This is a genomic window from Gemmobacter sp. (assembly GCF_016792925.1).
In the GTDB taxonomy this organism is placed as follows: domain Bacteria; phylum Pseudomonadota; class Alphaproteobacteria; order Rhodobacterales; family Rhodobacteraceae; genus Gemmobacter.
Genome location: NZ_JAEULU010000340.1, coordinates 1 through 6,828 on the forward strand (window position 1 = coordinate 1; position 6,828 = coordinate 6,828).

The following is a 6,828-nucleotide window of genomic DNA, read 5'->3' on the forward strand; positions in this document are numbered from 1 at the left end:
CCGCGCGCCGAGGCGGGCATGTCAAGCTGCACCAGCGTGCGGTCGAGCAGCACCACCTGCGAGCCGATGGGCCATTCGGCGGGCATGAGCGCATCGGTGCCCAACTGGCCGCGCAGCCGCAACGACAGCTCCCATGTGCGGGGTGCCACCAGCTGCGCGGTGGCGAACTGGAACACCTCCCAATCGCCGGTCGTCGGGTTGCCGATCGCCATCGCATTGGCGCCGTTCAGCACCGCGCCCTGACTGGCCGAGGCCAGCGTGCCGGAGCTGAGCTTCACCCGCAGCCCGGGGCCCTGATCCCAGAACCCGGCGGCGGCGGCGGGCAACACGGTCTCGGTCCGCCCCACCGTGGCCGAGGCCGCGACAGTGCGGTTGAAGACATAGCCCGCATCCTGATCCGAGGACCAGACCGACACCGCCCCGCGCCATGGCCGCGCCGAAATGGCGATATGGGGCGCGTGTTCCACCTCCTCGCCGGTCATCAGCGGCAGGTCGAGGAACACCGGATAGACCGGAAGCTGCGTGTTGAAGGCGCGCGGCACCACCGGGTCGCCGGGGTGATCGGCGGGCTCATAGATGCCCGGCTCGGTGCGCGCGGCCTCGACCATCAGGCTTTCGCCCAGCTCCACCCGGTCGATGCGATAGCGGTCGGGGCCGATCCGCACCACATCGCCCGCCCCCAGATGCGCCGCCGAAGGCGGCAGGGCAAAGCGCAAGGCATCGCGCGAGACCCGCGCCTCTGACAGCCAGCGCTCGGCCATGGTCACGCCCTCCGCCCCGGTCAAGAGCATCGGCAGATCGGTCTGCGACACTGCCATGCTGGCCTCGTCGGGGTGGCGGGCCTCGGAGACCCGCATCTCGAACTCGGCCTCGGCCTCATAATGGCCGACCAGCACCCGGCCCGAAACCTCGATGGCGGGGCTGCGGCTGGCCTCGATCCGGCCCGGCAGATCGGGATGCAGCGCCAGGCGCGCCTCCTCAACCTCGCCCGCCAACTGTGCGCCCCGCATACGGAATTGCAAAACCCCGTCGCGATCCACCGCATCAAAGCCATGCGCCAGCATCAGCCCCTGAAGGGCGGCGCGCCCGCTGCCCATCTGCTCGAGCGCATAGCCGCGCACCACGCCGCGCAGGTCGCTGACATCAATGGCGGTCAAGCCGCTGCGCTGGCAGATCTCGGCCACCACCGCCGCCAGCGCCTGATTGGAGGCGCGCCCGGTCAGCCAATGGCCCCGGCTGTAATTGTCGCCATCCGACCAGACATCCGACTGGTTGGGGAAGGCCGGAAAGGGCCGCGCATCCCAGGCCCAGACAAAGGCGTGATCCATATCCACCATGCGCCCGGCATACAGCGAGGCCTGCGGGTTGTTCGCGCCTTCGGCCCAGTATTCGCGCATGGCTTGCAGATAGGCCATCTGCATCAGATCATCGCGCCGCCCGCTGGAATATTTCGGCAGCACCGATTCCGAGGATTTCGGATCGAGGAACTTGTTGGGCTGGTTCGCGCCCTTGTCGATGGCGGCGCAGCCATATTCGGTGAACCAGACCGGCTTGGAGCCCGGCACCCAGGCCGTCGGGCTGGCCTGCCGCACGCCGTTCAGCCGCTCGTGATGAAGCTGGCCCCACCAGTTGCGGATGTCCTTGTAGCGCCAGACCCAGGGCTCGCCATAGGCACCATCGGTGATCGGCTTGCGGAGTTGCGCGGCCTCGCCCTCCGGGCTGTCGTAATACCAGTCATACCCCTCGCCGCCCGCGACATTGGCCTTGAGATAGCCCAGATCATAGGTCGATCCATGGCCCGCATCGGCATGGCCCTCGCCATCGCGCCAATCGGCCAGCGGCATGTAATTGTCGATGCCGACAAAGTTGATGTTCGGATCGGCCCAGAGCGGGTCGAGGTGGAAATAGCGATTGTTGCCGCTGGTATAGCCGAAATACTCGGTCCAGTCGGCGGCATAGGAGATCTTGCAGGCAGGCCCCAGAATGGCGCGCACCTCGGCCGCCAGCGTGCGCAGCGCCGTCACGGCGGGGAAGCTGTCGCCCGCGCCGCGAATGGTGGTCAGCCCCACCATTTCCGAGCCGATGCAGAAAGCATCGACCCCGCCCGCCGCCGCGCAGAGATGGGCGTAATGCAGGATGAAGCGGCGGAATTTCCATTCTGCCGGGCCGGAATAGCTGACCGTGGTGCCGCTGATGCTGAATTGTGCGGGCGTGGCCGTGCCGAAGAAGGCCGCCACCTCGGCTGCCGCGGCCGCCGTGCGGTCGGTCGTGCCTGCGCGGCCCGGCGCCTTGGCGGTGGTGATGCGGCCGCGCCATGGCAGAACCGGCTGGTGACCGGCATCCGACCACGGGTCGGGCAGGTCATTCCCGGCCAGTTGATCCATCAGGATGAAGGGATAGAACATCACCTCGCGCCCGGCATTGCGCAGATGCTGGATCGCCTCCACCACCGAGGCATCGGCGGGCGTGCCGCCATAGACCGAGGCGCCCGAGACGCGCGGCACCTCTTGCGCGGCGGCGCGGGTGATGCCGCCCGCCGTCCAGGGCATGCCCTCGCCCTCAAGGTCCGCTTGCTCGACCTTGGGCCGCACCGTGCATTGGCCGCAGCGCAGATCGCTGCCGAACCACGACACGACCAGCGAGACCGCGCCGCAATTGGGCAATTCGCTGCGCAATTGCGACACAGAGACCGCAAGGTCCGAGCGCCCGCGCGGCGTATGCACATTGGCCGAGCGCACGGCCTCGTCGCCTTCCTTGTAATGCACCTTGGTGGTGGCCAGCGCATATTCGCCCGTGCCGGGGATCATGGCGACACCGCGCACCGCGCGCGGCAGGTCGGTCATGGCATCGGCCAGCGCGCCTTGCGCCGGGCGCACCACCTCGAAGCTGAATTGCGGCACCCGGTTGCCATAGGCGCCCAGCTCCAGATCCTCGATCACCACATAGGCGATGCCGCGATAGGAAGGCGCCATATCGGCCCCCTCCACCGCCTCGACCTTGGGATCGGGCAATTGGGTCTCGCTGCCCTTGTAGACCCGCAGGTTCAGGCTGTTCGGCGCAATCTCCACCCCGTCGGCCCAGATGCGGCCAAGGCTGGAAATCTCGCCCTCGCACAGCGCGACGGCAAGGCTGACCGAATAGGAATAGCTGGTGGTTTTCGGGCTGGGCGTGCCCTTGCCGCCGCCGCTGGTGCTGACGGTCTCGGTAAAGCGGGTGGCCCAAATCACCTGCCCCGCCACCCGCATGCGGCCCCAGACCTGCGACACCGCCGCGCCTTCCGAGGCGCCCATCAGGCGGAACCGCTCCACCCGGCCGATCTCCACCGCCTCCGAGCCGCCGCCCAGAATGCGCTGGTCGATGGCCCGGCCCAGCGTCGCACCGATCGCGCGGCCAATCACGGCGCCCGAAAGCCCCAGCACGGTGCCGCCAAAGCCCGCGCCCACGGCGGCCCCGGCAGCCGAAAGCAAAATCGTCGCCATTCTGAACGCTCCTTAATGGTCAGCCGGATGCGCGCCCGGCGCATCCAGATCGGGAAAGGCAAAGCGCGCCGCGATCCGGCGCGCCCAGGGGCCCGAGAGCGGGCTTTCCACCACCCCATGCCCGGTATAGGCATGGATGAAACTGGGGGCCGCGCCGATGCGGCCTTGCAGCCCCAGATGTTTGGCCACCGCGCCCTCGCGCATCCGAAACAGCAGCACATCGCCCGGCGCGGCATCGGCCACAGGTTTGGCGCGCAAATGGCGCCGCGCTGCCTGCCACAGCAATTCCTCGCCCGAGGGCTCGGCCCAATCCTGCGTATAGGCGGGCACGGCCTCCGGCTCCTCGCCATAGACCGCGCGCCAGATGCCGCGCAGCAGGCCCAGACAATCGCTGCCCGCGCCCCTGGTCGCGCATTGATGCAGATAGGGCGTGCCGATCCAGGCCCGCGCCTCGGCCACGACACGCTCCGCGATCATCGGCCCCGTCATCGACCAAGGCTCCCGCCGTCATTCACCGTGGTCGAGCTGGGATAAGAGGTCAGCCAATCTTCACCCGGAATATGAGGAAAGCCGCGAAAGTTCAGGAAATTGTTGAACTTTTGGCGGCAGGTCAGGCTGCGCTTGTCACAGCCCGCCTCCAGCCGGATCAGATCGCCCGGCGCCAGATCGGCGCCCAGACGCTGCCACAGCTCCACCCGCCGCCTGCCATCCGAGGCCAGCCGGTCGGATTTCACAAAGCCCGAAAGCCCCGCCGCCGCGCCGGTCTGCACCAGCAGACGCCCGCGCTCGAACCAGCGGTCCTCGAAGGTATCGAGCCCTGCGAAATCCAGCACCACAGCGCCCTCCACCGCCTGCACCGGAGTCTCGGCGAAATAGCCCGGCAGGCTGGTGTCGAACTTGCACTGCCCGTCGCCCAGAACCGCGCTGCAATGGCGATGGTAAACCCGGCCCTGCACCTGGTTCAGCCGCTCGGCCAGACCGCGCAGCTCGGCATGGAACGCGCCGCCTGCCCGGGTGATCTCGCCCAAGGCACCGCGAAACAGCGTCATGCGCTGGCTCACATCGGCCCAGTTCACCAGCCAGCTTTCGACCTCGGCGCCGTCATAGCGCCCGGCCAGAATATCGGCCTCGGTGATCGCCGCATCCGACAGCGCGCCCATGGCTTCGCTATTGTCGACCGACAGGCCGGTGGATTGCTGCAAGGCCCGCGCCGTCAACCCGCTTTCGGCCTTGAAGCTGATGCCACCAAAGCGCAGCGCGCGGTCATGGTCGGTGAAACCCAGCACCGTGCCATCGGCCCGCGTCACCGCCCAGGCGCGGCACACGGTGGTGGTGCCCGTCGCCAGATGGTCCAGAAGCTCCTGCTTGCCCATCAGACCCGCACCTCCACCACTGGCACATTCGGCACGTCCCCCGCCTGAAACGAGGCGACCGAGGTCTGGATGCTGTCGGTGTCAAACCGCACCGGCACGTCGAATTCAAATCCCGCCCAAATCACCGCACCTTTGGCGGGCGCGGTGTCCAGCGTGATCAGCCCGGTGGCAAAGTCGATGACCACCTCCTGCCCCTCGACCTTCACGTCCCGGTCCACCGCCACGATCACCGTGCCCAAAACCGGCTTCACGATGGGGCGCACATAGGTCTGCTCGCCCGAGCGATAGGTCTTGATCAGCTGAAACTCGGTCGTCGCACCGTCGCCGGTGGCGATTTTCTGGTCAAACGCCGTCACCGCGCGCGAGGCCGGGCCGGATTTGTAATCCGACCAGTCTTTCCAGCGGAAGCCGTAAACCTGCCCGCGCCGCGCCTCGAAAAACGCGATCAGCGCCGCCACATCATCCAGCGAGCGCAAGCCCACTCCCGCATCATAGCGGCGGCGCGAATGCTCCCAGGGCGTGTTGCGCTCCTCGAACCCGTTGGCCAGCGTCACGATGTCGGTGCGCCGCTCTGGCCCGCCGACCGAGCCGAAGCTCAGATTGGCGGGAAAGCGAATGTCATGAAATCCCATGGTTTTCTCCTCAGCGGTTGCGCTGGCCGCGGCTCAGCGCGCGGGCGGCCTGCGCCGCGATCTGGCTTTGGCTGCGCTGGAAGCCCTGCACATCGGGCGTGGTGATATTCATTACCACCGTGACGGGGCGCCCGCCGCCCGCCGATTGCACGCCAAGGCGCCCATCGGGCCCGCGCGTCAGCGGCATGATCGCCTCCGGCCCCGCCTCGCCCATCAGCCCGGTCGCGCCGCGCATCGGGAAAGAGGTGGGCCCCGAAACCACGCCGCCCTTGGCAAAGGGCATCACCCGGCCTTGGGTGAAGGCACCGCCACTGGCAAAGGGCATCATGCCGCTCAGAAGGCCATTCAGCCCCTGCGCCAAAGCCCCGCCAATGGCGCCCTGCACCGGCTTCATCGCCACGTCATAGACCATGTTCACCATGGATTGCGCGACCTGCTTCAGGGCCTCCGAGGCCTTCAGCCCGTCGAAGACCAGCCCGTCAAAGGCCCCGCGCAAGCCCCGCCCGATGCCGGTGGACAGCCGGTCCACCTCGCGCCCGGTATAGACCATGCTGTCGCGCATCCGCGCCAGCTCGCCCTCAAAGGCCCCGACCACGCTGCCCGTGCCCGCCAGCGTCGCCTCCAGCGCTGCGATCTGATCTTCCAGCGCCTCTGTCCGCGTCGTCATGCCCAGCCTCCATCTTCACATCGGGAAAGGCGCGGCACAGCTCATCCAGCCGCGACCGCGTGAATGCCGGGGCCGCCGTATCGGCCCCCAGCATGATCCGCAGCTCCAGCGGCGTCAGCCGCCAGAACTGATCGGGCGTGAGGCCCAGCCCCTTGAGGCCCGCCTGCATCAGCCCCGGCCAATCAAAGCGCCGCCTCATGCCTCCTCCGGCGGCGGGGCGAAGGCGCGCGCCAGCAGCGCCGCCGCCACCCGCGCCGCCCCGACAAGGCCCCCCCCGAACTCGGACCCGATTTCGACCCGTGCCAGATCCTCGGCGCTGCCCTGCCAGCCGCCGCCGCGCAAGCCCGCGAGGATCAGCGCCAGCACATCGCGCGCGGTGAACCGCCCGGCCTCGAAACGCTCGATCAGATCGACCAGGCCCCCGGCCTCCAGCGCCGCCTCCAGCTCGGCCAGCGCGCCCAGCGTCAGCTTGGCCACATGGCGCTGGCCGTCGATCACCAGCGCCACCTCGCCTGCAAAGGGGTTCACCATCGCAGCCCCCATTACAGGGCCGTGAAGGTCAGCGCGCCCGCCGAGGCCAGCGTCATCTCATAGGTGGCCTCGCCATTATGGCTGCCCGCATATTCGATGGCGGTGATCTGGAAAGGCCCCTGCACCACGCCAAAATCCGGGATCAC

The 6,828-nt window shown here is 68.3% G+C and carries 8 protein-coding genes; all 8 read right to left on the reverse strand.

Features of this window, described 5'->3' with window-relative positions:
- Window positions 1–3,479: glycoside hydrolase TIM-barrel-like domain-containing protein (locus JNN06_RS16965; RefSeq protein ID WP_291240774.1), on the reverse strand; the 3,479-nt coding region annotated here is incomplete at its 3' end.
- A 12-nt stretch (window positions 3,480–3,491) separates the two neighbouring features.
- Window positions 3,492–3,956, reverse strand: coding sequence for an NlpC/P60 family protein (locus JNN06_RS16970; RefSeq protein WP_291240775.1), 465 nt, complete (start codon window positions 3,954–3,956; stop codon window positions 3,492–3,494).
- A gap of 8 nt (window positions 3,957–3,964) precedes the next feature.
- Window positions 3,965–4,852: a DUF2163 domain-containing protein gene (locus tag JNN06_RS16975; protein ID WP_291240776.1), complete on the reverse strand. Its 888-nt coding sequence runs from the start codon at window positions 4,850–4,852 to the stop codon at window positions 3,965–3,967.
- Window positions 4,852–5,484: a DUF2460 domain-containing protein gene (locus tag JNN06_RS16980; protein ID WP_291240777.1), complete on the reverse strand. Its 633-nt coding sequence runs from the start codon at window positions 5,482–5,484 to the stop codon at window positions 4,852–4,854. Before JNN06_RS16980 ends, JNN06_RS16975 begins: the two co-directional genes overlap by 1 nt.
- 10 nt (window positions 5,485–5,494) lie before the next feature.
- Window positions 5,495–6,151 (reverse strand): phage tail tape measure protein, encoded by a 657-nt coding sequence (locus JNN06_RS16985; protein ID WP_291240778.1) that lies wholly within the window; start codon window positions 6,149–6,151, stop codon window positions 5,495–5,497.
- Window positions 6,063–6,350 (reverse strand): rcc01693 family protein, encoded by a 288-nt coding sequence (locus tag JNN06_RS16990; protein ID WP_291240779.1) that lies wholly within the window; start codon window positions 6,348–6,350, stop codon window positions 6,063–6,065. Before JNN06_RS16990 ends, JNN06_RS16985 begins: the two co-directional genes overlap by 89 nt.
- Window positions 6,347–6,682 carry a gene transfer agent family protein gene (locus tag JNN06_RS16995; RefSeq protein ID WP_291240780.1) on the reverse strand — a complete coding sequence of 112 codons (336 nt, stop codon included), beginning with the start codon at window positions 6,680–6,682 and terminating at the stop codon, window positions 6,347–6,349. Before JNN06_RS16995 ends, JNN06_RS16990 begins: the two co-directional genes overlap by 4 nt.
- A gap of 11 nt (window positions 6,683–6,693) precedes the next feature.
- Window positions 6,694–6,828, reverse strand: a 135-nt coding sequence (locus tag JNN06_RS17000; protein ID WP_291240781.1) for a phage tail tube protein, incomplete at its 5' end; no start/stop codon positions are given.